This window comes from Pseudomonas oryzihabitans, from assembly GCF_006384975.1.
GTDB lineage: Bacteria > Pseudomonadota > Gammaproteobacteria > Pseudomonadales > Pseudomonadaceae > Chryseomonas > Chryseomonas psychrotolerans_B.
Window position 1 is genome coordinate 5,001,911 of the sequence record NZ_CP021645.1, and the last position, 21,826, is coordinate 5,023,736.

The window sequence follows — 21,826 nt, forward strand, 5'->3', positions numbered from 1 at the left end:
GAAGTAAATTTGTCAGTCAAATGACGTCAAGTGAGTTGCTCAGCGCTGAGCGTCGTGCCACGCCTCGAAGGCCGCCAGGGCCATGGGCCGAGCCAGCAGATAGCCCTGCACCTCTTCGCAACCGGCCTCCTGCAGGAAGGCCAGCACCTCTTCGGTCTCGATGCCCTCGGCAACGCTGCGATAGCCCAGTTTACCGACCAGGGCGAGCAACGCCCTGACCACCTCTTGCTTGCGCGGGTCGGTGGGCAGGTCATGGATCAGCGAACGGTCCAGTTTCACACTGGTGACGGGCAGTTCGTACAGATAGGCGAAATTGCTGTAGCCGCTGCCGAAGTCGTCGATGGCGATTTCCACCCCCAAGGCGCGCAGGGCGTGCAACTGGGCGATGGCTGCCGGGTTGCGACGCAGCCATTCGCCTTCGGTGATTTCCACCTCCAGGCGCTGCGGGTCCACGGCGTGATGCGCGCAGGTCGTTTGCAGCAGATGGACCAGATCGCCTTCGTCGAAATCCCGTGGCGAGAGATTGAGCGACAACCGCCCTTGATAGCGTTCACCCCAGTGGGCGAGCTGGGTGATGGCGGTGCGGATCACCCAGCTCGTCACGGTATGGATCAGCGCCGTCTTCTCGATCGCCGGAATGAAGTCACCCGGAGCGATCGGGCCCAATTGCGGATGGGTCCAGCGCAGCAGGGCTTCGGCGCTGCGCAGGGTACGCCCGGGCAGCTCAAGGCGGGGCTGGAATGCCAGGCTGAAGTCGCCGCGTTCGAGCGCTTCGGGGATTTGCCGCACCAATTGGAAGATCCGCTGGAACGCCTCGTCCTGGGGCCGCTCGTAAAAGCCCCAGCGTTGGGCGTTGGCAGTGGCCTGGTCGACCGCCACCATGCCCTTGCGCAGCAGATCGCGTACCTCGCCGGGATTCAGCGTGAAGGGCACTACGCCGGCTTTCACCGGCGGATCGATGGGCACGCGATCGGCCTGCACCGGAGTGCGCAGTTGGGCGATCAAGGCATCGAGCAACGGCGGGTAGTCGTGATCGCCCGGCAGCAGAAAGGCGAATCTCTTGGTGTCGACGTGGTAGACCTTGACCTGTTCACCCAGCGCATCGCACAGGCGCAGGGCCAGCGAACGCAGGAAGGTCTCGAAGGGCCACATGCCCTGGGCCAGGATCAGTTGCTCCGCCCAGACGGCCTCCAGCGGATCCACCAGTACCAGCAGGCGCCGTTCGCCTGGGTGTAGCCCGGCCAGTTGGGCGACATCGGCCTGGAACTGCTGCCGGTTGGGCAGGCCGCTGATCGGGTCGCGGCGACGCACGTGCTGGCGCAGGGCGACGAGCCGCATCACCTGGGCGGCGAAGTCATCCAGCCGCTTGCGCTCCACCGCGTTCAATTCGCGCGGCCGGTGGTCGAGGATGCACAGACTACCGATGGCGTAGCCACCTTCGGTGACCAGGGCCGCCCCGGCATAGAAGCGGACGTAGGGTGCACTCACTACCAGCGGATTATGGCTGAAGCGGGCATCACAGATGGCGTCCCGGATCTCCATCCGGCCATCGGCTTCCCGGATGGTATGGGCGCAGAAGGCATCTTCCACCGGCATCTGCGCAAGGTCGAAGCCGACCCGCGCCTTGAACCACTGGCGATTGCGATCTACCAGGCTGATCAGTGCGGTGGGGACATCGAAGCTGCTGGCCACCAGTTCGCAGAGGCGATCGAATTCCTCCGCGGGCGCGGAGTCGAGCAACTCGAGCGCATGCAAGGCATTGAGGCGGTCGTCTTGTTGCAGCAGGGAATCGGCCATTGGACTATCTCGCGGGGGGCGATGAGCCCAGGAACAACACGTACATCTGAAAGCGCCCTGGCTAGTGAACCGCGCATGGCTGCGCGAGAGGCAGGTTGACCCAGGATATCGGTTAATGATGTCACTACTTTAGTAGCGTTTCCTCGGCTACCTTGCCCGCTCTACGGTACTGGACGAGGGCGGGAGTGCACCTCTGTCAACTGCTCGGGTCGAACGTTCTCCTTGCCCAGAGCCTCTCGCATGACCATCACTTGTTTGTTCGACATCAACGAAACCGTACTCGATCTGTCCGCCCTGGATGGCCTGTTCGCCGAACTTTTCGGCGATCCGCACAGCCGCGTGCTGTGGTTCGCCCAGACCTTGCAGAACGCCATGACCGCCGAACTCTGCGGCCGCCACGCGCCCTTCGCGACCCAGGGCCAGGCGGCCCTGGACATGCTTGGCGAGCGACTTGGGCGACCGCTCGGGGCCGCAGACAAACAGCGGGTGGCAGACGCGCTCAAATGTTTGCCGGCCCATCCCGACGTACGCCCCGCGCTCGCTTTCGCCCATGAGCACGGCGTACGCTGCATCGCTTTTTCCAACAACGCCCGGAGCGCTACCCAGGTGCAACTCGCGGCCGCCGGGCTGGCCGACGGCTTCGCCGCCATCCTGTCCGCCGAAGACGCCGCGGCACTCAAGCCGGCCACCGCCACCTACCGCCAGGCGGCCGCCACTCTCGGTCAGCCCGCCGACACCCTGTGGCTGATCGCCGTCCATGCCTGGGACATCGCCGGGGCTCAGGCGGCGGGGCTCAAGGGCGCCCTGGTGCAGCGCACCGCCGAACAGGTGGCCAACCCCTTGGCGCCGCCCCTGGTTATCGGTCGCGACCTGCAAGAGGCAATGGCGCTCATTCTGGCGCATGAAGACCGCCACCCGTAGCCAGCCGTGCTAACGTCCGCGCCAACACCGGGTTGGTCCCGGTTTTCCAAGACAGTGAGAGTCGTCCCCCATGACGGATACCCTAGCCCGGCTGCGCGCCGGTGAACTGGCCGGGGCCACGCGCCTGACCCTGCGCGCCGACCTGACCGAGTTTCCCGAAGAGATCTACGCCCTGGCCGACAGCCTCGAGATCCTCGATCTTTCCGGCAACCAGCTGACCCGCCTGCCCGCCGACCTGGGTCGGTTGCACCGGCTGCGTATCCTGTTCTGCTCGGGCAATCCCTTCGACGAATTGCCCGAGGTGCTAGGGACGCTGCCCAACCTCGAAATGATCGGCTTCAAGGCCTGTGGGCTGGAGCAGGTGAGCGCTGCGGCGCTACCCCCCAAGTTGCGCTGGCTGATCCTCACCGACAACCGCATCGCGGCCTTGCCGGAAGCCCTCGGCGAACGGCCGGCGCTGCAGAAGCTGATGCTGGCCGGCAATCGGCTCGCGGCCTTGCCTGCCGCCATGGCCAACCTGCACCAGTTGGAACTGCTGCGGCTGTCGGCGAATCGCTTCACGGCGCTGCCGTCGGCCATTCTCGACCTGCCGCGGCTGACCTGGCTGGCCTATGGCGACAATCCGCTGGGCGCCGCCCGCGAGCAGGAGGTCCGTACCCAGGCGGCGCGTCAGCAGCGCATTGCCTGGCGCGACCTGGAGCTTGGCGAACGGCTGGGGGAGGGGGCTTCCGGCATCATCCACCAGGCACTTTGGCAATCGCCCAGCGGCCCACGTGAGGTTGCCGTCAAGTTGTTCAAGGGCAGCATGACCAGCGACGGCACTCCGGAAAGCGAAAGCGCCGCCAGTCTCAGCGCCGGTACCCACCCCTGGCTGATCGGTGCCCTCGGCGATCTGGCCGAGCATCCCGAGCAGCGCAGCGGCCTGGTGCTGGAACTGGTGGAGCCGGCCTTCGGCAACCTAGCCGGCCCGCCCAGCTTCACCACCTGCAGCCGCGACGTCTATCCGGCAGACACCCGCTTCACTGCCGCTGCCGTGCGGGACATGGCCGGCGGCATGGCCAGCGCCCTGGCGCACCTGCACGCCCGTGGACTGGTGCATGGCGACTTCTATGCCCACAACATCCTCTGGGATGGCGGCGCACGCTGCCTGCTCGGCGACTTCGGTGGCGCCTCGCTATTACCCGAGGATGCCCGCCAGGCCGCACGGTTGCAGCGCTTCGAGAGTCGCGCCTTTGGCATCCTGCTGGAGGAATGGCTGGCGCGTTGCAGCGAGCCGGTCGATCCGGCGCTGAGTGCCCTGGCCGAAGAATGCCAGCAGAGCGCCCTGGATGAGCGACCGTTGCTCGCTGAGGTGGAGCGGCGCCTGAAGGACTAAGCCAGGGCCCAATCCACGGCGGCCAGGGCATGCAGGTGGGTGGTGTCGAACAGCGGCACCGCGCTGTCGCTTTGGTCCACCAGCAGCATGATCTCGGTGCAGCCGAGCACTATGCCCTCGGCGCCCCGGGCGACCAGCTCGGCGATGATCGCGCGATAGGCCTCGCGTGAGGTCGGGCAGATCTCGCCGCGCACCAACTCCTCGTAGATCACCCGATGCACGCTTTGGCGCTGCGCCGGTTCGGGCACCAGCACCTGCAGATCGAAGCGCTGTGCCAGCCGCTCGCGATAGAACGCCTGCTCCATGGTGAAGGCCGTCCCCAGCAGACTGATGGTCTTGAGGCCCCGGGCACGGATCGCCGCACCCGTGGGATCGGCGATGTGCAGCAAGGGCAGCGAGGTGGCTGCCTCTATCTCCGTCGCCAGGCAGTGCATGGTGTTGGTACAGAGCACCACTGCCTCGGCGCCTCCGGCGGCCAGCTGTTGCGCATGGCGTTGCAGGCGCTGTCCCAGCGTTGCCCAGTCACCGGCATGCTGCAGGGCGGCGATTTCGGCGAAATCCACCGACAGCAGCAGGCAGGCCGCCGAATGACTGCCTCCCAACCGACGGCGGACCTCTTCGTTGAGGATGCGATAGTAGTGAGCCGAACTCTCCCAGCTCATGCCGCCCAACAGGCCCAGGGTACGCATCGGTCTTCTCGCTCGGATCAAAAAAGCATCTTGCCAGGCGTGAAGGGTGATCAGTAAGGGGCAGTGACCGCCGGATCGGGCGGTACAGTCGCGTTAGCGATAGGTCCGTGCGGCCAGGTGGCAGTCGCCCTGACCTCCGCTATGCTTGCAAAAGGCCACTCCCGGCCTTGGAGGTGATCGTTATGCTGAAAGCGCTGTTCACCGTGGTAGCCCTGACCGTCTTCGCGTCTGCCAGTGTCCAGGCGGCGCCCTGTCGGGATGCCCAGGGCAAGTTCGTCAAATGCGCGGCGACCAAGACCAAGGCCGTGCAATGCAAGGACGCCAAGGGTAAGTTCGCCAAGTGCGGCACGCCCGGCGCCACGCCGGTCAACTAGAGGAAGCGTCCACTGCCCGAAGGTCACGCGCAGGGCGTGACCTTCGGGCGTTCCGGGGCGTGTCTCAGGCCACCTTGAAGCGGCTGACCATCTGATTCATCCGCACGGCCAGCTGCGACAGCTCACTACTGGCCGTGGCGGTCTGGCTGGCACCTGCGGCGCTCTGCACCGACAGATCGCGGATGGTCACCAGCGCTCGGTCGACTTCCCGGGCGACGTGCGCCTGTTCTTCGGCCGCGGTGGCGATCAGGGTAGTGCGCTCGGAGATGCCGGTCACCGCAGTGGTGATGATGGTCAATGACTGCTCCGAATCCCGCGCCAGGGTCAGGGTGCGCTGAGCGAGGCCAGCGGTGGCGTTCATGGTATTGACTGCCTCGCTGCTCCCACGCTGGACCTGGCTGATGACGGACTCGATCTCCTGCGTCGACTGCTGGGTCCGTTGGGCGAGGGCGCGCACCTCATCGGCGACTACGGCGAAACCACGGCCCGCATCGCCCGCTCGAGCGGCCTCGATGGCGGCGTTGAGGGCCAGCAGGTTGGTTTGCTCGGCCACCCCGCGGATCACCTCCAGCACCGTGGTGATGTTGCCGACGTCATGGGCTAGTTGCTGGATGCGGTTACTACTGTCGTTGACGTTGCCATTGAGCGCTGCGATGGCCTGGACGGTCTGTTCGACGCTGGCCCGACCCTGGCGCGAGGCGGTATCGGAATTGCGTGCTTCGCTCGAGGTGCTCTCCGCATTGCGGGCGACCTCTTCCACTGCGGCGGTCATCTGGTTGACGGCGGTAGCAGCCTGCTCGATTTCCTGGTTCTGCTGGTTCAGGCCACGATTGGCATCTTCCGTCACGGCGTGCATCTCGTTGGCGGCCGACGCCAGTTGGATGGCCGAATCGCTGATCTGTTGCAGCGTCTGCCCGAGATTGCTGCGCATCCGCTCGAAACTCAGACTGAGCTGATGGATCTCGTCGCGGCCCTGGTCCTGCCATACCTGTGTCAGGTCGCCATTGGCGATGCTTTCGGCCATCGCCATGCTGCGGCGGACCGGCACGACCAGACTCTGGGTGAAGCGCCAGGCGATCAGCAGGGTCATCGCCAGGGCCAGAGCTATGCTGGTGATGACATAGGTGAGGCTTTGTTCGTAGATTCTGGTGGCCTCCTGACCGACCTGGATGGCTTGACCGCGGTTGGCCTTGATCAGCTCCTGTACCTTGGCCAGCATCGGCTCGTTGAGCGGCCGGAAGCGCTCGTTACCCGTGGTCTGTGCAGTCTTCATACCCTCGCTCTCGGCCTGGCGCAGGACTTCATCCAAAGCGGCGCTCCAGGGGCCGATGAGTTGGTGCAGTTCCTGATAGGTCTGGCGTTCTTGTTCACCACTGACCAGCGACTGGTAATCCTCTATGCCCTTGGAAAAGGCAAGGCGATCCTGCTTGAGCAGCGCCATCTGGGTGCTAGTCTGCTCGGCGTCGCTTGCTTTGAGGAATTTCGTGAGATCGAGGCGGACGCGCAAGATGGTGGAGTCCAGGTAAGCGGCTTGCACTACGCTGGGGAGGACGTCTTTCTCGAGCACCTGCTCACTGTCGCGCAGCTTGCCTATTTGCCACAGGCTGAAACCTCCGAGAACGACCAGTAGCATGGCGAAGCAGGTAAAACAAAGTAATGCCCGTGTCCCGATTTTTAGACTGCGTAGCAACATCTTTCGCTCCTTGATAAAGACAGCAGTGCTGAAAAACAATGTTTCAAAAAAGACGTAGTCTGAAACGCCTGTTCCGATGAGAGCGCATAAATAAGTCGCCAGCCGGTAAAGTTATCAATCAACGGGTATGGCCTGGTTTCGGACTGGCATTTAAGTGGCGTTGTTTTTTTGTCGAATCGGGGCGGGAGGAGCTAGTGAAGCCTTGATCGCCTAGCGAAGGATCGCCGCTGGTCCACCCTTTGGTAGGGGGCGGCCGGGTCTGGTAGCGCGGTGAGTCGAACTTCCTGGCGCAGTGGCGCGGCCAAGGAAAGTGGGTGATATTTCACTGCGGGCGCAATGACAGGCTCGACAGCGTTGAAGAATTTATGGGCAGTTTATAAAAGAAAATTAGGCTGTCTTTTGGGTTCCAAATTTTCCTATGCCTAAAATTGTTATGTACGGCAGGCTTTGGCAGATTTTTCTCTATTTCGTCATGTTATTTACGGCTCGGCTATTTCTGGGAGAGCGGCGAGAGCGTTCTCGGGCCAGGGCGTAAACTAAGTAAGCCTCACGCCCTGGCTATGGATGAGGCTGTTTCAGGTGTCGCGTTGTGCCGAGCCCGGCTCCGACCATTGGCGATGTCGCTCGGCCTTTTCCGCTTCGCTCTCCACACGATTGAGCACCTCGCCTTCGTGCTGTACTTCGGGCCCGCCGCCGTAGACGTGGTCGAGTCCCTGCATCAGGGCCGCGTACCCCTGGGCCGCTACCTGTGCCGGATCGTTCTTCGGTCCGGCGCCGACGTTGGTGTCGTCTTCACCGGCACGATGGAAGAAATTGGTGTCGGTTTGGCCGGGCATCAGCACCGTCAGGGTGACGCCACTGTCCTTGAGTTCGTTGCGCACGGCAAAGGCGAAGGAGTTGATGAAGGCCTTGGAGGCGCCGTAGACGGCCTCGAAGGGAATGGGCGCCGTCGCCGAGATGGAAGAGGTGAAGAGCACCCGCCCGCGACCGGCGGCTACCATTTCCGGCAGCACCAGCTTGGCCAGGTGGACGGTCGACATCACGTTGAGCTGAATCAGCGCCAGCTCGTCTTCCAGGCGCGTCTGGCCGACGAAGGCGCCGCCCAGGCCGACCCCGGCGTTGAGCACCAGCACGTCCAGCGGGCGTCCCTGGCGGCGCAGGAACCGATAGGTTTCTTCCACACCTACGGCGGTGCGCAGGTCCGCCGCCTGGCTCCAGACCTTGACCCCCAGGGCGCGTAGTTCGCGTTCGGCGGCGTCGAGACCATCGCCGCGCGATACCAGCAGCAGATCGTGGCCATGGCGAGCCAACTGCTTGGCCAATTCAAAGCCGATGCCGCTGGAGGCGCCGGTGACGGCGGCTAGCGGCCGGGTAGGGTTATTCATACCGAAATCCTCTGCAGACCTGTGATGGTTGGGATCACCCCGGTTGCCGTGCGCTCCCTCCGGCCGACGGGTAACCCGCTGCGGCATGGCATAATCGCCACGCTGTACCAAGGAGACAAGCGATGCAACCTGCGGATCTGGAAGCCCTGGTGACCTGGACCATGCCCTACGGCAAGTACGCCGGCCGCCTGCTGGCCGACCTGCCAGGTCACTACCTCAACTGGTTCGCCCGCAGCGGCTTTCCGAAGGGCGAGCTGGGGCGGCTGCTGGCGCTGATGCAGGAGATCGACCACAACGGCCTCAAGCCGCTGCTCGACCCCTTGCGGCGGCGTTAGGCGAGTGAGCGGCGCATATCGATATGGGGAATCCCGTCCTCGTCGTACACCTCTGAACAGGGCGTGAAGCCATAGCGCCCATAGTAGGCCTGCAGATGGGCCTGGGCGGAGAGGAATAGCGGTCGTCCTGGCCAGCGCTCGGCGCTGGCGCGCAGGGCTTCGTCCATCAGTTGGTGGCCGAGGCCGCTGCCACGGCCTTCCGGTGCCACGATCACCCGGCCGATCACCACCTCATCTCGTACGGCGCCTAGCAGTCGCAGATAGGCGTGCAGCTCGCCGGCCCGCCAGCCGAACAGGTGCCAGACGTCTGCCGCCAGGTCCAGGCCGTCGGGATCGGGATAGACGCAGTGCTGCTCCACCACGAAGACCCGCGCGCGCAGTACCAGCGCCGCGTAGAGTTCGGCGGGGGTCAGGGTTTGGGCGGCGCGGCACGACCAGTCGATGGCCATGCTCAGTCCTTGCGCCGGCCGAACATGAAGCGGAAGCGATTGCGGTTGAGCAATACGTAGCCGGTCAGTTGCAAGCCCACGGCGAAGAACAGGCTGCGCATCATGCCGGGCTCGGCGGGACGCGGCCCCTGGTAGAGGCCGTAAAGGGCGAAGGCCACGCCCAGCAGGCCGAGGATGAAGAAGACCAGACCTATCTTGGTCAGGCGACTTAGCTTTTTATCCAACACGGAGAGGAAGACTCCAGTAGTGGCCGTTCAGGCTTAGAAAGGCTCTATATCAAAGGTTTAAGATGTTTTTTGTGCATCGATGTAGGTCTCATTTCACCGTGAAATCTCGATTCGCACCACTTTGGCACCCAAGACGCCTTGCGGATCCTACACATTCAGGCTGAGCGGATTCAAACAGGAGACAGGCGGTTTCGATTGATGGCCTTTTGATTGCACTGCATCTCGCGATGATGTCCCACTCGAGGAGGTGTCTGTATGCATAGCTCCACGCAATATTCCAAACCCATGGCGCTGACATCCGAGGAGCGCGCCTGGTTGCCCTGGCTGGGTACCAATAGCAAGCTTGTGCGCAGGTGGGCCGCTTGCTTGAACCGGGATCGCCAATCTGAATTGGAGGCCACATTCGTCAGCTTCGCCAACACTCGTCGCGATCTACTGCAGACCTGGGCGGAAAGCATCTGGGAACATTTACGGACCTTGAAGGCGGCCATTACAGACCTGTCTGTGGAAGAGGTACCCGCCCTGCTGGCGGCCAAGCAACAGGTTATCCGGGACGCGAGCGAGATAGCGTTCATCGATGCCCAAGGCAAGGTGATAATTTCCACCAAGACCAGCCGCATCGGTAGTTGCGATCTGCACAAGGATGCGGTGCGCAACGGACTGACCCAGCGGTTCCTCCATGGCCCTTATGTGGATCCGGTGACGGAGGCGTTGGGGCGGACGTCCTCGAAGTTTCACGATGCGGTCACCCTAATGTTCTACGAGCCGGCCCGCTGTGGAGATCAGCAGGGTGCATTGATCGTGCGTATTCCCAATGATGTGCTCGGTGACCTGATCCAGCGCGAAGCGGGGCATATCTATCAGGATTCAGGCGACAACTATCTCTTCATGGTCGAATCGCGGTTCGATCCTAACCTGAAGCCGGGTATCGCCTTGTCGCGTTCGCGGTTCGAGGATTCGACCTTTTCCAAGGGGGAAAATCTGAAGAGTGGGGTCCATACTGCCTTCGGTGACGTCAGGATCCGCAACCATACCGAATTCGAGATCGTCTTCAACGATCCCGCCACGGGTCAGCTCCATCCCGGCATTCGCGAGACCATCCGCCACGGTGAAAACCTCTTCGTCGACTATCCGGGGTATGCCGATTACCGTCATGTGCCCGTGGTCGGACGAGGCATCACCTTTTCACTGCCAGGATCGCCTGATCGTTGGGGCATGATGTGCGAAGCGGATCTGGAGGAGGTCTTTCGCTATCGCAGCCTGAGATACCGCCTCAACCTGCACTTCTTGGTGACGTCGCTCTGCTGCAGTCTGCTACCGCTGCTGGCTTGTTCCAAACTGAACTTGGGGCTGGTCGCGCAGTGTGCAGCCGTAGTCACGAGCGCGATGACGGGTACGGTCCTGTTCAGTGCGCGTGTCAGCAGACCGCTGATAAACAGACTCAGGAAGACCAGTCAAATGCTGCGAACCATCGCCGAAGGCGGCGGCGATCTCACCGAGCGGTTGCCCGCCCAAAACGAGCGGCCCGACGAAATCTCGTTGGTGGCCCAGTGGATCAACAGCCTGATCGACAGCCTTGGCCAAATGGTGGGGCAGGTGGTCATGACCAGTAGTGACATCGAACAGGCCAACAGCCAGCTGCAGGGAACCAGCCAGCGTTCATTGAATGAGTCTCAGCGGCTGCGCTCGTCACTCGAGTTGGGCATGCAGACGCTCGGCAGTCAGGTGAAGGAATTGGAAGAGGCGGGGACGGAGGTGGAGGTCATGCGCGCCCAGGTACGAACCGCTGCACAGGAGGCGCGTAAGCAGTTTCAGGAGGTCCAGAGCAGCAGCAGCGATATCCAGCGTTCGGTACAGGAGGCCACCGTCACCATCAAGCAGGTGAAAGACAGCGCCAGTGAAGTCGGCCGGGTCGTGACGGTAATCAACGCCATTGCCAATCAGACCAACCTGCTTGCCCTCAACGCCGCCATCGAGGCGGCGCGCGCGGGTGAAAGTGGCCGGGGCTTCGCCGTGGTTGCCGATGAAGTCCGGCAGTTGGCCGATCGCACCTCACGTTCCACGGGAGAGATCGCCGACATGATCAGCAACATGCAGCGTCGAACCGAGGACGCCGTGGCCATCATGGACAGTAGCATTGAACAGCTGAAATCGGGCCTGCAATTGGCCTTGGCCGCTGCAGAAGACAGGCAGGAGGTACAACAGGTGTTGCAACAACTGTTCATCACCATCGACAAGCTCACCGCTGGAACTCTGGAGAACGGGCAGCGATTCAAGGTCATGGGCAGCCTGGCGGCCAGTGTTCATCAGTCCAGTACCGCGGCGCATCAGAGTGCGCAGTTGACCGGTGGGGCAGTGTGCACACTGGAGCGACTCGCCAACAGGTTCAAGGTGAGCGCTTGATCGCCGTAGCTTGACGGACTTGCAGAGCGGTATGGTGTTGGCGGATGGGAAGTCAACGGATACCGCTCATGTTCAGTCACATCCAGCTGGGTGCACGCGACCTGGAACGCTTGGTCGATTTTTACGATGCCGTTCTGCGTGAATTCGGTTTCGTGCGGATGCCCGTCGAGGACGACGGCGGTCCTCCTGGCTGCGGCTGGCAGCGGCAGGATCGCCCCTGGCCGCAATTCTATGTGCAGATTCCCTTCAACGGCCTGCCCGCGTCCTGGGGCAATGGCGTGCAGGTGAGCTTCGCCGCGCCGTCGCGCCAGGCCGTGGAGGCCGCCTGGCACCGGGCATTGCAATTGGGCGGTACCGACGAAGGCGCACCCGGGGTGCGCCCTGGCTATGGTGCGGACTTCTACGCCGCCTATTGCCGCGATCCGGAAGGCAACAAGCTGTGCTTCGTGCACGCCGAAGGACTGGTCGAGGCCAGCGCCTGAGGCGCTGGCCGGTCTAGCCTTGGACGGCCAGGGCGACGGCATCGGTACGCGCCGCCATGATGAAGTCATTGCGGTGCAGGCCGCCGATGTTGTGGGTCCACCAGCTCACCGTCACGCCGCCCCACTCGGTGAGCAGGGCCGGGTGATGGTCTTCGTCCTGGGCTTCGCGACCGACTCGGTTGGTGAAGTCCAGCGCCTCCAGGAAGTTGTTGAAAGGGTAGCGACGCTCCAGGCGGGCGATGCCGTCGCGGCTGACCAGGGTCCAGCCGGGCACCGCCTTGAGCAGTTCGGCGCTGGCCTGATCGCTCAGGGGCGGTTCGTTGGAGCGGCAGGGAACGCAATGGGATTGGGCGAGATCGACCATGGTCACTCCAGAAAGGTGGGGAAGGGCGCAGGGTGCAGCCTGACAGCCTTGGCGGTCCAGTCATCCCGTCCGACCATGGTCGAATGGCTCAAAGCAGGTGCGCGCCGTACAACGGACAACAACAAGAACAACAGTTTCCCGCCGAGGAGATCATCCCATGAGTGCCGCCTTTTACCCGGTCCGCGCGGAAGCCGCTTCCCGGACCTTGACCGACGAGGTCGCCTATCGTCGCCTGTACCAGCAGTCCATCCTCAACCCCGATGGCTTCTGGCGCGAGCAGGCCCAGCGCCTGGACTGGATCAAGCCCTTCACCCGCGTCAAGCAGACCTCCTTCGACGACCATCGCGTCGATATCCAGTGGTTCGCCGACGGCACTCTGAATGCCTCCTATAACTGCCTGGACCGTCACCTGGAAACCCGCGGCGACCAGACCGCCATCATCTGGGAAGGCGACAATCCGGCCGACAGCCGCCACATCACCTATCGCGAACTGCATCGCGAAGTCTGCCAGTTGGCCAACGCCCTGCGCGGCCAGGACATCCACCGCGGCGACGTGGTGACCATCTACATGCCGATGATCCCCGAGGCCGTGGTGGCCATGCTGGCCTGTGCCCGCATCGGCGCGGTGCATTCGGTGGTATTCGGCGGCTTCTCCCCCGAATCCCTGGCCGGCCGGATCAGCGACTGCCAGTCCAAGCTGGTGATCACCGCCGACGAAGGCGTACGCGGTGGCCGCAAGATCCCGCTCAAGGCCAACGTCGACGAGGCCCTGACCAATCCGGCCACCCATTCGGTGCACAAGGTCATCGTCTGCAAGCGCACCGGCGCCGACATCGCTTGGCATCGCCATCGCGATGTCTGGTACGAGGACATCACCTCGGTGGCCCCGGAGCATTGCGAGCCCAAGGAGATGTCGGCCGAGGCGCCGCTGTTCATCCTCTATACCTCCGGTTCCACCGGCAAGCCCAAGGGCATCCTGCACACCACCGGTGGCTACCTGACCTATGCCGCCCTGACCCACGAGCGAGTCTTCGACTATCGTCCCGGCGAGGTCTACTGGTGCACCGCCGACGTCGGCTGGATCACTGGTCACAGCTATATCGTCTACGGCCCGCTGGCCAATGGCGCCACCACCCTGCTGTTCGAAGGCGTGCCCAATTACCCGGACGTGACTCGCATGGGCCAGGTGATCGACAAGCACCAGGTCAACATCCTCTACACCGCGCCCACCGCCATCCGCGCCATGATGGCCCAGGGTGACGCCGCCATGCGCGGCATCGACGGCAGCAGCCTGCGCCTGCTCGGTTCGGTGGGCGAACCCATCAACCCCGAGGCCTGGCACTGGTACTACAAGACCGTGGGTCAGGAGCGCTGCCCCATCGTCGATACCTGGTGGCAGACCGAGACCGGCGGCATCCTCATCAGCCCGTTGCCCGGCGCCATCGGCCAGAAGCCCGGCTCGGCCACCCGGCCGTTCTTCGGCGTCCAGCCGGCGTTGGTGGATAACGAGGGCAACCTGCTCGACGGCGCCGTGGAAGGCAACCTGGTGATCCTCGACTCCTGGCCGGGCCAGTCGCGCTCCATCTATGGCGACCACGACCGCTTCGTCGATACCTACTTCAAGACCTTCAAAGGCATGTACTTCACCGGTGACGGCGCTCGACGCGACGAGGATGGCTACTACTGGATCACCGGTCGGGTCGACGACGTGCTGAACGTTTCCGGCCACCGCATGGGCACCGCCGAGATCGAGAGTGCTTTGGTGGCCCATCCCAAGGTCGCCGAGGCCGCGGTGGTGGGCATGCCCCATGACCTCAAGGGCCAAGGTATCTATGTCTACGTCACCCTCAACCAGGGCGAGGAGGGCAGCGAAGCCTTGCGCCAGGAACTCAAGCAGTGGGTGCGCAAGGAAATCGGCCCCATCGCGACCCCGGATGTCATCCAATGGGCGCCGGGCCTACCCAAGACCCGCTCCGGCAAGATCATGAGACGCATCCTGCGCAAGATCGCCGTCGGTGAATACGATGCCCTGGGTGACATCTCCACCCTGGCCGATCCGGGGGTAGTCCAGCACCTGGTCGGTACCCACCAGCAGATGAGCCAGGCCGTCGCCTGATTCCCCTGCGTCCCCAACCGCCCGCTATCGATCCGGTAGCGGGCGGTTTCTTTTGGGGGTCGTGAGCCTCATGTAAGGAGTTGTCGCCAGGGTAAAAGCCGTGGCCTCTCGCTGGCGCTAGAATCGCGCCAGCCGGCGGGTTGGACGGCGCTCTGGTCTGCCTCTGGCCCAAAGGCCGGGACAGCGTCGCCGCTGCGGCGTACCATGCGTGCCACCCCACAAGGGTTTCATGGCGCGCGGTCCCGGATCGGTCCGCACCCCGTTCTCGACAGGAAGCCAGACGTTAGATGACCACCCGCATCGCCTTTCTGCTTTGGCCCGACGTTCGTCCGCTGACCGTGGGCCTGGTCGAGGAAGCGTTGGAACTCGCCGCCCGGCAATCGAGCGACTCGCCCTACGAGGTGCGCTTCCTGCAAGCCTCCAGCGACTTGCAGCCACGCCTGCCGGGCGGACACTGGGAAGGACAACTGGAGCGGCTGGACCGTCTCTTCGTGCTGGCCGACGAGCCGCCGCGCTCGCTGCCACCGCCGTTGGCCGCTGCCCTGCGCCAGAGCGCCCGCGCCGGCGTGGTCTTGGGCGGCTTCTCCGCCGGCGTCCAGGTGCTGGCCCAGTTGGGCCTGCTCGATGGTCACCGCGCCGCGGTGCACTGGCGCTGGCTCGAGGAATTCAGCGAGCAGCATCCCAAGGTCATCGCCACCCATCATCTCTACGAATGGGATCGCGATCGCCTGACCGCCTGTGGTGGCCTGGCCATCCTCGATTTGCTGCTGGCCATGATCGGCCGTGATCGGGACGCGGAGCAGGCGGGCGCCATCGCCGAGGAGCTGATCGTCGAGCGCCTGCGCGAAGGCAGCGAGCGGCAGCGGATTCCGCTGAAGAATCGCCTCGGTTCGAGCCATCCCAAGCTGACCCAGGCGGTGATGCTGATGGAGGCCAACATCGAGGAGCCCCTCACCACCGACGAAATCGCCCAACACGTCTGCGTTTCGCGCCGGCAATTGGAGCGGATCTTCAAGCAATACCTGGCCCGGGTGCCCAGCCAGTACTACCTGGAGCTGCGGCTGAACCGGGCGCGCAAGATGCTGACCCAGACCAGCAAGTCCATCATCCAGATCGGGCTGTCCTGCGGTTTCTCTTCGGGGCCGCACTTCTCCAGCGCCTATCGCAACTTCTTCGGCGTCACCCCGCGCGATGATCGCAACCAGCGGCGTGGGGCGGCAGGCGAGGGCAGCATGGTAGCCGAGCGCTAGACCGCTGCGCGCTTCAGCTCAGCGCTTCAGGCGTCGCCTCATCCAGCCAGACGCTCAGGCGGTTGGCCGGTAAGGGCGAGCCGCAATAGAAGCCCTGGATCTCGTCCGCCGACAACTGCCGCAGCAGGCGCAGGTGCTCGGCGTCTTCCACCCCTTTCAGGGTGACCTTCAGCCCCAGCGAGCGGCCGAGGTCGATCAGGGCGCGTACCACGGCGCAGTCCGCGGGACCACGGTCGCGCCTCGCGGTGAGGCTGCGATCGAGGCGGATGCCGTCCAGCGGATAGCTGCGCAGATGGGCCAGTGAACAGATTCCGGAGCCGAAGTCATCCAGACACAGGCGCACGCCCAGACCTTTGAGCGCGGCCAGGGTGTTGGCGATGTCCGCTGCCGGATCAAGCAGGGTGCGCTCGGTGAGTTCCAGTTCCAGGCGCTGTGCGGCCAGGCCGCTGCGATACAGGGCCTCGGCCACGCTGTGCACCGGATCCTCGTTGGCATGGAATTGCTGGGGCGACAGGTTCACGGATACCGAGAGGTGTTCCGGCCAGCCTTGGGCATCGTGACAGGCGGTTTCCAGCACCCAGCGACCGAGTCGCTGGGCCAGGCCCGCATCCTCGGCCAGGGTGAGGAAGTCCAAGGGCTCCAACAGGCCTTGGCGGGGATGTTCCCAGCGTACCAGGGCCTCGAAACCACTGAGGCTGCCGTCGTCCAGGCGCCGCCGGGGCTGGTAGTAGAGGCTGAGCTGGTCATCGCGTAGCGCCTGGCGCAGATCCTGCTCCAGTTGGCGCCGCATCAGGACCTGTTCGTTCATGGCGGGCTCGTGGAAACGCCAGGTGCTGCGTCCAGCGGCCTTGGCCTGGTAGAGGGCGATATCGGCCAGGCGCAGCAGTTCGGCAGGGATACCGGTATCGCGCGGCGCCAGGGCTACGCCGATGCTGCTACCGATGAATACCCGTTGCTCGCCGAGGCGGAAGGGCTGGCGCAACTGTTCCACCAGCCGCCGACAGAGATCGGCGATGGCGCCCGGCTCACGCTCGCCACTGAGCACCACGCAGAATTCGTCGCCGCCCAGGCGCGCCACCAGATCGGTCGCGGTCACGTTCTGCCGCAGCCGCTGCGCCGCCTCCTGCAGGACCTGATCGCCCGCCGCATGGCCCAAGGCATCGTTGACCGTCTTGAAGCGATCCAGGTCCAGGCTGAGCAGGGCCAGCGGCTGGGGCTCCGGTCCTTCCAGGTGGGTTGCCAGGAACTGATGCAGGCGATGCCGGTTGGGCAGGCCGGTCAGGGGATCGTGCCAGGAGAGGTGCTGGACCTGGGCCAGGGCTTCGATCTCGTCGGTCAGGTCGGTGACGGTACCGCGGTAGCCGCCTTCGGGAATGGCGCGGGCCGCTACCCGGCAGGTGCGCTCACGCCCGGTGCCGTCCAGGTAGTGGCAGGTCAGCGGCGGGCGCGGCTTGCGCTCGTGATGGTGACCGGCGAGCCAATGGACGAGGGTATCGGCATGGGGGGTCAACAATTCGTTGAGAGGGCGTCCCAGCCAGCGCTCGGCGGATTCGCCGGTGACCTCGGCGAAGCGCTCCGACACGTAGACCAGCCGCAAGTCGGCGTCGACTTCCCAGAGCCAGTCCGAGGTAGCCTCGGCGATGTCGCGAAAACGGCGTTCGCCATTGGCCAGTTCGGCGCGGCTGGCCAGCAGGTCGTCGTACTGGGCGTCCAGTTGCCGCGCCGAGACCAGGGCTTGGCGCAGCAGCCAGACCAGCCCCAGCATGAGGATCAAGACCCCCCCACCGAACAGCGGCAGGGTCTGTTGCATCAGCCACAGACCCGGGCGTGGCGGTCGCCAGGTCAGGCTGTAGCGGGAGTTCGGCAATTGCCAGCTGGCGCGACCCGCGTTCGGGTCGGTGGTGGCAGTAAGGGGCGGCAGGCCATTGGCCTCGCTGAGTTCGGCCAGCTTGGTCGGACTCAGGACATCGACGAAGACCAGCACCGATAGTGGCGGATCGTTCTCGCGAGCCCCGGCATGGCCGCCGGGGGTAATGGCGGCGGCCGCCACCAGCGCGGGCATGCCGGCTACGGAAAGCACGCCGGAAACGCTGCCGTCGCGGGCATCGGGACTGCGTGCCGCCTTCAGCAGGCCGGTGACATTGCCTTCCAGCCAGTTAGCGGTCGCCGGGTCGGCGATTTGGCCGTTGAGCAAGCGGTAACGCGGCCGGTCCTGGCCATCGAACACCAAGACCCCTTCGTAACCATAGACCTTGAACAGCGCCGTGCCGAGGTTGTCCTGCTCGAAGGCCCAGTCCAGGTCGAGGGTCTGGTGCAGGCGGCGATAGCCTTCCTCCCACTTGCTGTAGTCGATGATGTTACGGGCGACTTCTTCGTCGAGGCGGGTGAAGGTCCGCCCCACGGTTTGCTCCGTGCGCTGGGCGACCGCTGCGTCCTGCCGCATGGCGTTGTTCACCAGCAGGTAGCAACCCAGGCCGATCAGACCGAGGAGCAGAACACACAGGGCTGGAAACAGCCGCAGGATTAAGGTGTGGCCTCGGCGACGCGGTGCGGCGCCCTGGGCGACTGAGGATGGTTGCATGCCTGAACCCTGGCTGAGTGAGCGTTCCTGTGCCTTTGCTACGACCACCGAGACCGGTGGATGCTCAAGCGAAGCGAATAAAAGCTTGGCGCTGCCAGACTAGCCGCTGCTGGTGCGCGCCGCTGAACGTAAAGAAAGAGATGCCAAGGGCATCGCGATAATGGCGCTTGGAAAGCGGCGACCTAGGTAGGGTTCCCTGCGCCACCGTAGAAGGCGCAGCCCTGCCAGGCCTCGCCGTTGATACGCAATTCGGCCTGAAGCGATTGCACGGTGCCGGTGCGACCGTCCACGCAGCGCCGCGGACTGATCCACAATTCGACCTTCTCGCCGTTGGCCTCGGTGGACAGCGCGCGCATGCCGCCGGGAAGTTCTTCCTGCAGATAGGGAAGGGCGCGGCGTTGCTGGCCGCTGGTACTGATCAGCATGCCCTGGTTGCTGACCTGGACGCTCCAGTCCGGACCGTGGCCGCCAGCGCTCATCGCGGTGCGCTTGAAGTTCGGATCGCTGCAGCCGGGGCCGGTGTATTGCACACGATAGACCTCGGTGACGGCGAAGACGCCCTGGGCACCGTCGTGGCCGCCGGACTTCACCTTGCCGCGCAGATCGGCGAACAGCGAAGCGGCACCGCTGTCGGCGGCCAATTCGTGGGCGTCACGCAGGATGGCGGTGTTGTTGGCGTCGGTGACGTCGAAGAAACGCTGCTCCTGGCAGGGACGGAACAGCAGCTGCTCGCCGCTCCAGCGTAGATCGCCCTGCAGGCGCTCGCCACCGGGCGCCTGGGGCGTGTCGTCGCTCTGGAACAGGCTGCAGCCGCCGAGTAGGCCGAGCAGGGCAAAGGGAAAGATGGAACGCGGCGCTGGCATCGCGGGACTCCGACTGAGGTGGGCACACGTTACTCAGACAGCGCCGCGAGCTCAAGGACTTACCAGACGCGATACGTCTTGCCGGTTTCCGCGCCTTCGACACTGCGTTCGTAGGCGCGGGCGGCTTCGGCGACGGGAATGGCCTTGAAGCCCAGGAAGAAGTCGCCGTAGTGCGCCAGGGATTCCTCCACCACGGTGGGGCTGACCACGTTCAGACGCTGGCCGCGTGGCAGTTCGATGGCGGCACCCCGGACGAAACCTTCCAGCCCCGCGTTGACCATGGCCGCCGCGCTGCCCTGGCGGATGGGATGTTCGCTCACGATGCCGCTGGTGAGGGTGAAGGAGGCACCGTCGGCCGCCTGGGCCTGGCCCAGCAGCACCAGGTTGACCTGGCCCATGAGCTTGCTGCTCAGCCCGACCTGGAAGTCGGCCTGGGTCAATTCGGTCACGGGCGCGAAGGCCAGGGAGCCGGTGGCACTGACCAGGGCATCGAATCGACCGACCTTGGCGAACATCGCGCGGATGGATGCTTGCTCGGTGATGTCCGCCTGGAGATCGCCGGAGTGCCGCCCGACCCGGATCAGGTCGTGACGACGACCGAGGCGTTCGGCAATGGCGCTGCCCAGGGTACCGCTGGCACCGACGAGGATGACTTTCATGGCGTGGCTCCGTGATGACTACTGAAGAGCTTCCAGCCTAGGCTTGCACACTTCAGCGATAAATCGCCTAATCGGCAATCCAGTGTTTCCAAGGGGAAACGATGCAAGACGATTTCGCCGATCTCGCGGCCTTCGCCATCCTCTGTGAAAGCGGCAGTTTCACCCGCGCGGCCGAGCGCTTGGGATGCAGCAAAGGGCAGCTATCGAAGCGCATCAGGGCCTTGGAGCTAAGACTGCAAACCACGCTTTTGCATCGGACCACTCGGCGTCTCGACCCCACGACGGCTGGCCGCGCCTTGCTGCCCGAGGCCCAGGCGTTGTTGCAGCAACGCGAGCGGGCGCTGCAAAGCGTGGCGCGGCTGCGCGAGGAAGCGGCAGGCCAGGTCCGTCTAACGGTGCCGGTTTCCCTCGGCTATACCTTCTTCGAGGTGCTGCTGTCGTGTCGCGTCGCCCATCCGGACATCCAGCTGGAGCTGGTGCTGGACAACGGCTATCGCGACCTGGTGGCCGAGGGCTTCGACCTGGCCATCCGCGCTCGGGTGGAGCCGGACGAGCGTCTGGTGGCACGTCCGCTGTTCGCCATGCAGGAGGTGACCTGCGCAGCACCAGCCTATCTGGCGGAGCGTCCATTACCGACCCGCCCCGAGGACCTGCTCGCGCAGCGCTGTGTGGTGAACAATCACTATGCCGAGGGGGATGTCTGGCTGTACCACCACGAGCACCAGCTCAGCCGCGTACAGGTGGCGCCCAGTCTGTCCTGCAATCATTACAGCCTGCTCAAGCAGGCGGCCCTGGCCGGACACGGCATCGCCCGCCTGCCGTCCTTCATGGTGCACGAGGAATTGGCTGCGGGGACGCTGGTGTGGCTGCTCAAGGAGTGGCGCACGCCCAGCCTGCCGCTGTTCCTCGTCCATCCCTACCAGAGTGGCTTACCGAAGCGGACGCGGGTGGTGGCCGAGGCCTTGAGCGACTGGTTCGAGCGCAGTCGGCAGCGGTTGGAGGCTTTGGGGTAGGGCAACCTGTCGCCATTGTAGGTTGGGTTGAGCGCAGCGAAGCCCAACAGATCGGTGGTTTGGACCTACACCGTTGGGCTTCGACGATGGAACCGTCTCAACCCAACCTACGGTCATCGCGGTGTTAGGATCTTCTGACTCAACCGCCCAGATAGGCCTTGCGCACGTCCGGGTTGGCCAGCAGCTCGGCGCCGCTGTCCTGCATGACGATGCGGCCGTTCTCCAGCACGTAGCCACGGTCGGCCAGCTTGAGCGCCTGGTTGGCGTTCTGCTCGACGAGGAACACCGTTACCCCATCCCGGCGCAGCTGTTCGATGATCTCGAAGATCTGCTGGATGATGATGGGCGCCAGGCCCAGCGAAGGCTCGTCGAGCAGCAGCAGGCGCGGCTCGCTCATCATCGCCCGGCCGATGGCGAGCATCTGCTGCTCGCCGCCGGACATGGTGCCGGCGCGTTGCGCATAGCGTTCCTTGAGGCGCGGGAAGAGGCCGAGGACCTTGTCCAGCTGGCGCTCGTAGGCGGCCTTCTCGGTGAAGAAGCCGCCCATGGCCAGGTTCTCTTCCACCGTCAGGCGGGCGAACACCCGGCGGCCTTCCGGCACCACGGCGATGCCCTTGCGCATGATCTGCGCGGTGTCCTGGCCGACCAGCTCCTCGCCTTCGTAGCGGATGCTGCCGCTGTGGGCGCGCGGGGTGCCGCAGAGGGTCATCAGCAGGGTGGACTTGCCGGCACCGTTGGCGCCGATCAGGGTGACGATCTCGCCCCGGTTCACCTGAACGCTGACGCCGTGCAGGGCCTGGATCTTGCCGTAGAAGGTGGAGACGTTGTCGAACTGCAGCATGGAGGTCTC

At 64.5% G+C, this 21,826-nt stretch carries 20 protein-coding genes and 2 pseudogenes; 10 read left to right on the top strand and 12 right to left on the bottom strand.

Annotated features, from left to right (window positions below; all coding sequences use genetic code 11):
- Positions 1-39: 39 nt before the first annotated feature.
- Positions 40-1,797 (bottom strand): putative bifunctional diguanylate cyclase/phosphodiesterase, encoded by a 1,758-nt coding sequence (locus tag CCZ28_RS22545; RefSeq protein WP_140220966.1) that lies wholly within the window; start codon positions 1,795-1,797, stop codon positions 40-42.
- Between the two features lie 240 nt (positions 1,798-2,037).
- Here CCZ28_RS22545 and CCZ28_RS22550 point away from each other — a divergent pair, with 240 nt between their 5' ends.
- Both CCZ28_RS22550 and CCZ28_RS22555 read left to right on the top strand, forming a co-directional pair.
- Positions 2,038-2,718, top strand: a complete 681-nt coding sequence (locus CCZ28_RS22550; RefSeq protein WP_140220967.1) for a haloacid dehalogenase type II — start codon at positions 2,038-2,040, stop codon at positions 2,716-2,718.
- Between the two features lie 70 nt (positions 2,719-2,788).
- On the top strand, positions 2,789-4,093 hold the full coding sequence (locus CCZ28_RS22555) for a leucine-rich repeat-containing protein kinase family protein (protein WP_140220968.1): 1,305 nt from the start codon (positions 2,789-2,791) through the stop codon (positions 4,091-4,093).
- On the opposite strand, the gene CCZ28_RS22560 is transcribed toward CCZ28_RS22555, so the two are convergent.
- Positions 4,090-4,782, bottom strand: a complete 693-nt coding sequence (locus tag CCZ28_RS22560) for an aspartate/glutamate racemase family protein (protein ID WP_140220969.1) — start codon at positions 4,780-4,782, stop codon at positions 4,090-4,092. The genes CCZ28_RS22555 and CCZ28_RS22560 overlap by 4 nt on opposite strands.
- Positions 4,783-4,964: 182 nt before the next feature.
- Between CCZ28_RS22560 and CCZ28_RS22565 the strand changes: the two genes are divergently transcribed.
- Positions 4,965-5,156 carry a hypothetical protein gene (locus tag CCZ28_RS22565; RefSeq protein ID WP_140220970.1) on the top strand — a complete coding sequence of 64 codons (192 nt, stop codon included), beginning with the start codon at positions 4,965-4,967 and terminating at the stop codon, positions 5,154-5,156.
- Positions 5,157-5,220: 64 nt separating this feature from the next.
- On the opposite strand, the gene CCZ28_RS25215 is transcribed toward CCZ28_RS22565, so the two are convergent.
- The 3 genes and pseudogenes from CCZ28_RS25215 to CCZ28_RS22575 form a co-directional block, all read right to left on the bottom strand.
- Complete coding sequence (locus CCZ28_RS25215; RefSeq protein ID WP_437179241.1) at positions 5,221-6,087, bottom strand: methyl-accepting chemotaxis protein; 867 nt, start codon at positions 6,085-6,087, stop codon at positions 5,221-5,223.
- A pseudogene (locus tag CCZ28_RS25220) lies at positions 6,082-6,849 on the bottom strand (MCP four helix bundle domain-containing protein); the annotation flags it as partial. The gene CCZ28_RS25215 and the pseudogene CCZ28_RS25220, both read right to left, overlap by 6 nt.
- A 575-nt stretch (positions 6,850-7,424) precedes the next feature.
- A complete protein-coding gene (locus tag CCZ28_RS22575; protein WP_140220972.1) occupies positions 7,425-8,234 on the bottom strand; it encodes an SDR family NAD(P)-dependent oxidoreductase in 810 nt (269 codons plus the stop codon).
- Positions 8,235-8,356: 122 nt separating this feature from the next.
- On the opposite strand from CCZ28_RS22575, the gene CCZ28_RS22580 reads away from it, so the two are divergent.
- Entirely contained in the window at positions 8,357-8,569 is a 213-nt protein-coding gene (locus CCZ28_RS22580) for a DUF3820 family protein (RefSeq protein ID WP_058760073.1), read from the top strand.
- On the opposite strand, the gene CCZ28_RS22585 is transcribed toward CCZ28_RS22580, so the two are convergent.
- Both CCZ28_RS22585 and CCZ28_RS22590 read right to left on the bottom strand, forming a co-directional pair.
- The gene (locus tag CCZ28_RS22585) at positions 8,566-9,018 is read right to left on the bottom strand and encodes a GNAT family N-acetyltransferase (RefSeq protein ID WP_140220973.1); all 453 of its coding nucleotides are present in this window, start codon (positions 9,016-9,018) and stop codon (positions 8,566-8,568) included. The genes CCZ28_RS22580 and CCZ28_RS22585 overlap by 4 nt on opposite strands.
- A gap of 2 nt (positions 9,019-9,020) precedes the next feature.
- On the bottom strand, positions 9,021-9,245 hold the full coding sequence (locus tag CCZ28_RS22590; RefSeq protein ID WP_240795194.1) for a hypothetical protein: 225 nt from the start codon (positions 9,243-9,245) through the stop codon (positions 9,021-9,023).
- A 1,386-nt stretch (positions 9,246-10,631) separates the two neighbouring features.
- Here CCZ28_RS22590 and CCZ28_RS25225 point away from each other — a divergent pair.
- The 3 genes and pseudogenes from CCZ28_RS25225 to CCZ28_RS22600 form a co-directional block, all read left to right on the top strand.
- A pseudogene (locus tag CCZ28_RS25225) lies at positions 10,632-10,811 on the top strand (HAMP domain-containing protein); the annotation flags it as partial.
- A gap of 36 nt (positions 10,812-10,847) precedes the next feature.
- A complete protein-coding gene (locus CCZ28_RS25230; RefSeq protein ID WP_437179242.1) occupies positions 10,848-11,648 on the top strand; it encodes a methyl-accepting chemotaxis protein in 801 nt (266 codons plus the stop codon).
- A gap of 68 nt (positions 11,649-11,716) precedes the next feature.
- Positions 11,717-12,130 carry a VOC family protein gene (locus CCZ28_RS22600; RefSeq protein WP_140220975.1) on the top strand — a complete coding sequence of 138 codons (414 nt, stop codon included), beginning with the start codon at positions 11,717-11,719 and terminating at the stop codon, positions 12,128-12,130.
- Between the two features lie 13 nt (positions 12,131-12,143).
- Here the strand turns inward: CCZ28_RS22600 and CCZ28_RS22605 are convergent, their stop codons facing one another.
- Positions 12,144-12,494, bottom strand: a complete 351-nt coding sequence (locus CCZ28_RS22605) for a 4a-hydroxytetrahydrobiopterin dehydratase (protein ID WP_140220976.1) — start codon at positions 12,492-12,494, stop codon at positions 12,144-12,146.
- A 157-nt stretch (positions 12,495-12,651) separates the two neighbouring features.
- Between CCZ28_RS22605 and acs the strand changes: the two genes are divergently transcribed.
- Positions 12,652-14,610 (top strand): acetate--CoA ligase, encoded by a 1,959-nt coding sequence (gene acs, locus CCZ28_RS22610; protein WP_140220977.1) that lies wholly within the window; start codon positions 12,652-12,654, stop codon positions 14,608-14,610.
- A gap of 287 nt (positions 14,611-14,897) precedes the next feature.
- Entirely contained in the window at positions 14,898-15,860 is a 963-nt protein-coding gene (locus CCZ28_RS22615) for a GlxA family transcriptional regulator (RefSeq protein WP_140220978.1), read from the top strand.
- A 13-nt stretch (positions 15,861-15,873) separates the two neighbouring features.
- Here CCZ28_RS22615 and CCZ28_RS22620 read toward each other — a convergent pair whose 3' ends face one another.
- The 3 genes from CCZ28_RS22620 to CCZ28_RS22630 form a co-directional block, all read right to left on the bottom strand.
- Positions 15,874-18,441: a bifunctional diguanylate cyclase/phosphodiesterase gene (locus tag CCZ28_RS22620; protein WP_140220979.1), complete on the bottom strand. Its 2,568-nt coding sequence runs from the start codon at positions 18,439-18,441 to the stop codon at positions 15,874-15,876.
- Between the two features lie 182 nt (positions 18,442-18,623).
- Positions 18,624-19,304 (bottom strand): hypothetical protein, encoded by a 681-nt coding sequence (locus CCZ28_RS22625; protein WP_140220980.1) that lies wholly within the window; start codon positions 19,302-19,304, stop codon positions 18,624-18,626.
- 59 nt (positions 19,305-19,363) lie between these two features.
- Entirely contained in the window at positions 19,364-19,963 is a 600-nt protein-coding gene (locus tag CCZ28_RS22630; RefSeq protein ID WP_140220981.1) for a short chain dehydrogenase, read from the bottom strand.
- Positions 19,964-20,064: 101 nt separating this feature from the next.
- On the opposite strand from CCZ28_RS22630, the gene CCZ28_RS22635 reads away from it, so the two are divergent.
- Positions 20,065-20,976, top strand: coding sequence for a LysR family transcriptional regulator (locus tag CCZ28_RS22635; protein WP_140220982.1), 912 nt, complete (start codon positions 20,065-20,067; stop codon positions 20,974-20,976).
- 139 nt (positions 20,977-21,115) lie between these two features.
- Here CCZ28_RS22635 and CCZ28_RS22640 read toward each other — a convergent pair whose 3' ends face one another.
- Positions 21,116-21,817 (bottom strand): ABC transporter ATP-binding protein, encoded by a 702-nt coding sequence (locus CCZ28_RS22640; RefSeq protein WP_140220983.1) that lies wholly within the window; start codon positions 21,815-21,817, stop codon positions 21,116-21,118.
- Positions 21,818-21,826: the final 9 nt, after the last annotated feature.

Coding starts and splice junctions, on each gene's coding strand:
- CCZ28_RS22545 (WP_140220966.1), bottom strand. CDS start 1,797: ATGGCCGATTCCCTGCTGCAACAAGACGACCGCCTCAATGCCTTGCAT.
- CCZ28_RS22550 (WP_140220967.1), top strand. CDS start 2,038: ATGACCATCACTTGTTTGTTCGACATCAACGAAACCGTACTCGATCTG.
- CCZ28_RS22555 (WP_140220968.1), top strand. CDS start 2,789: ATGACGGATACCCTAGCCCGGCTGCGCGCCGGTGAACTGGCCGGGGCC.
- CCZ28_RS22560 (WP_140220969.1), bottom strand. CDS start 4,782: ATGCGTACCCTGGGCCTGTTGGGCGGCATGAGCTGGGAGAGTTCGGCT.
- CCZ28_RS22565 (WP_140220970.1), top strand. CDS start 4,965: ATGCTGAAAGCGCTGTTCACCGTGGTAGCCCTGACCGTCTTCGCGTCT.
- CCZ28_RS25215 (WP_437179241.1), bottom strand. CDS start 6,087: ATGCGCAGCAATCTCGGGCAGACGCTGCAACAGATCAGCGATTCGGCC.
- CCZ28_RS22575 (WP_140220972.1), bottom strand. CDS start 8,234: ATGAATAACCCTACCCGGCCGCTAGCCGCCGTCACCGGCGCCTCCAGC.
- CCZ28_RS22580 (WP_058760073.1), top strand. CDS start 8,357: ATGCAACCTGCGGATCTGGAAGCCCTGGTGACCTGGACCATGCCCTAC.
- CCZ28_RS22585 (WP_140220973.1), bottom strand. CDS start 9,018: ATGGCCATCGACTGGTCGTGCCGCGCCGCCCAAACCCTGACCCCCGCC.
- CCZ28_RS25230 (WP_437179242.1), top strand. CDS start 10,848: ATGACCAGTAGTGACATCGAACAGGCCAACAGCCAGCTGCAGGGAACC.
- CCZ28_RS22600 (WP_140220975.1), top strand. CDS start 11,717: ATGTTCAGTCACATCCAGCTGGGTGCACGCGACCTGGAACGCTTGGTC.
- CCZ28_RS22605 (WP_140220976.1), bottom strand. CDS start 12,494: ATGGTCGATCTCGCCCAATCCCATTGCGTTCCCTGCCGCTCCAACGAA.
- acs (WP_140220977.1), top strand. CDS start 12,652: ATGAGTGCCGCCTTTTACCCGGTCCGCGCGGAAGCCGCTTCCCGGACC.
- CCZ28_RS22615 (WP_140220978.1), top strand. CDS start 14,898: ATGACCACCCGCATCGCCTTTCTGCTTTGGCCCGACGTTCGTCCGCTG.
- CCZ28_RS22620 (WP_140220979.1), bottom strand. CDS start 18,441: ATGCAACCATCCTCAGTCGCCCAGGGCGCCGCACCGCGTCGCCGAGGC.
- CCZ28_RS22625 (WP_140220980.1), bottom strand. CDS start 19,304: ATGCCAGCGCCGCGTTCCATCTTTCCCTTTGCCCTGCTCGGCCTACTC.
- CCZ28_RS22630 (WP_140220981.1), bottom strand. CDS start 19,963: ATGAAAGTCATCCTCGTCGGTGCCAGCGGTACCCTGGGCAGCGCCATT.
- CCZ28_RS22635 (WP_140220982.1), top strand. CDS start 20,065: ATGCAAGACGATTTCGCCGATCTCGCGGCCTTCGCCATCCTCTGTGAA.
- CCZ28_RS22640 (WP_140220983.1), bottom strand. CDS start 21,817: ATGCTGCAGTTCGACAACGTCTCCACCTTCTACGGCAAGATCCAGGCC.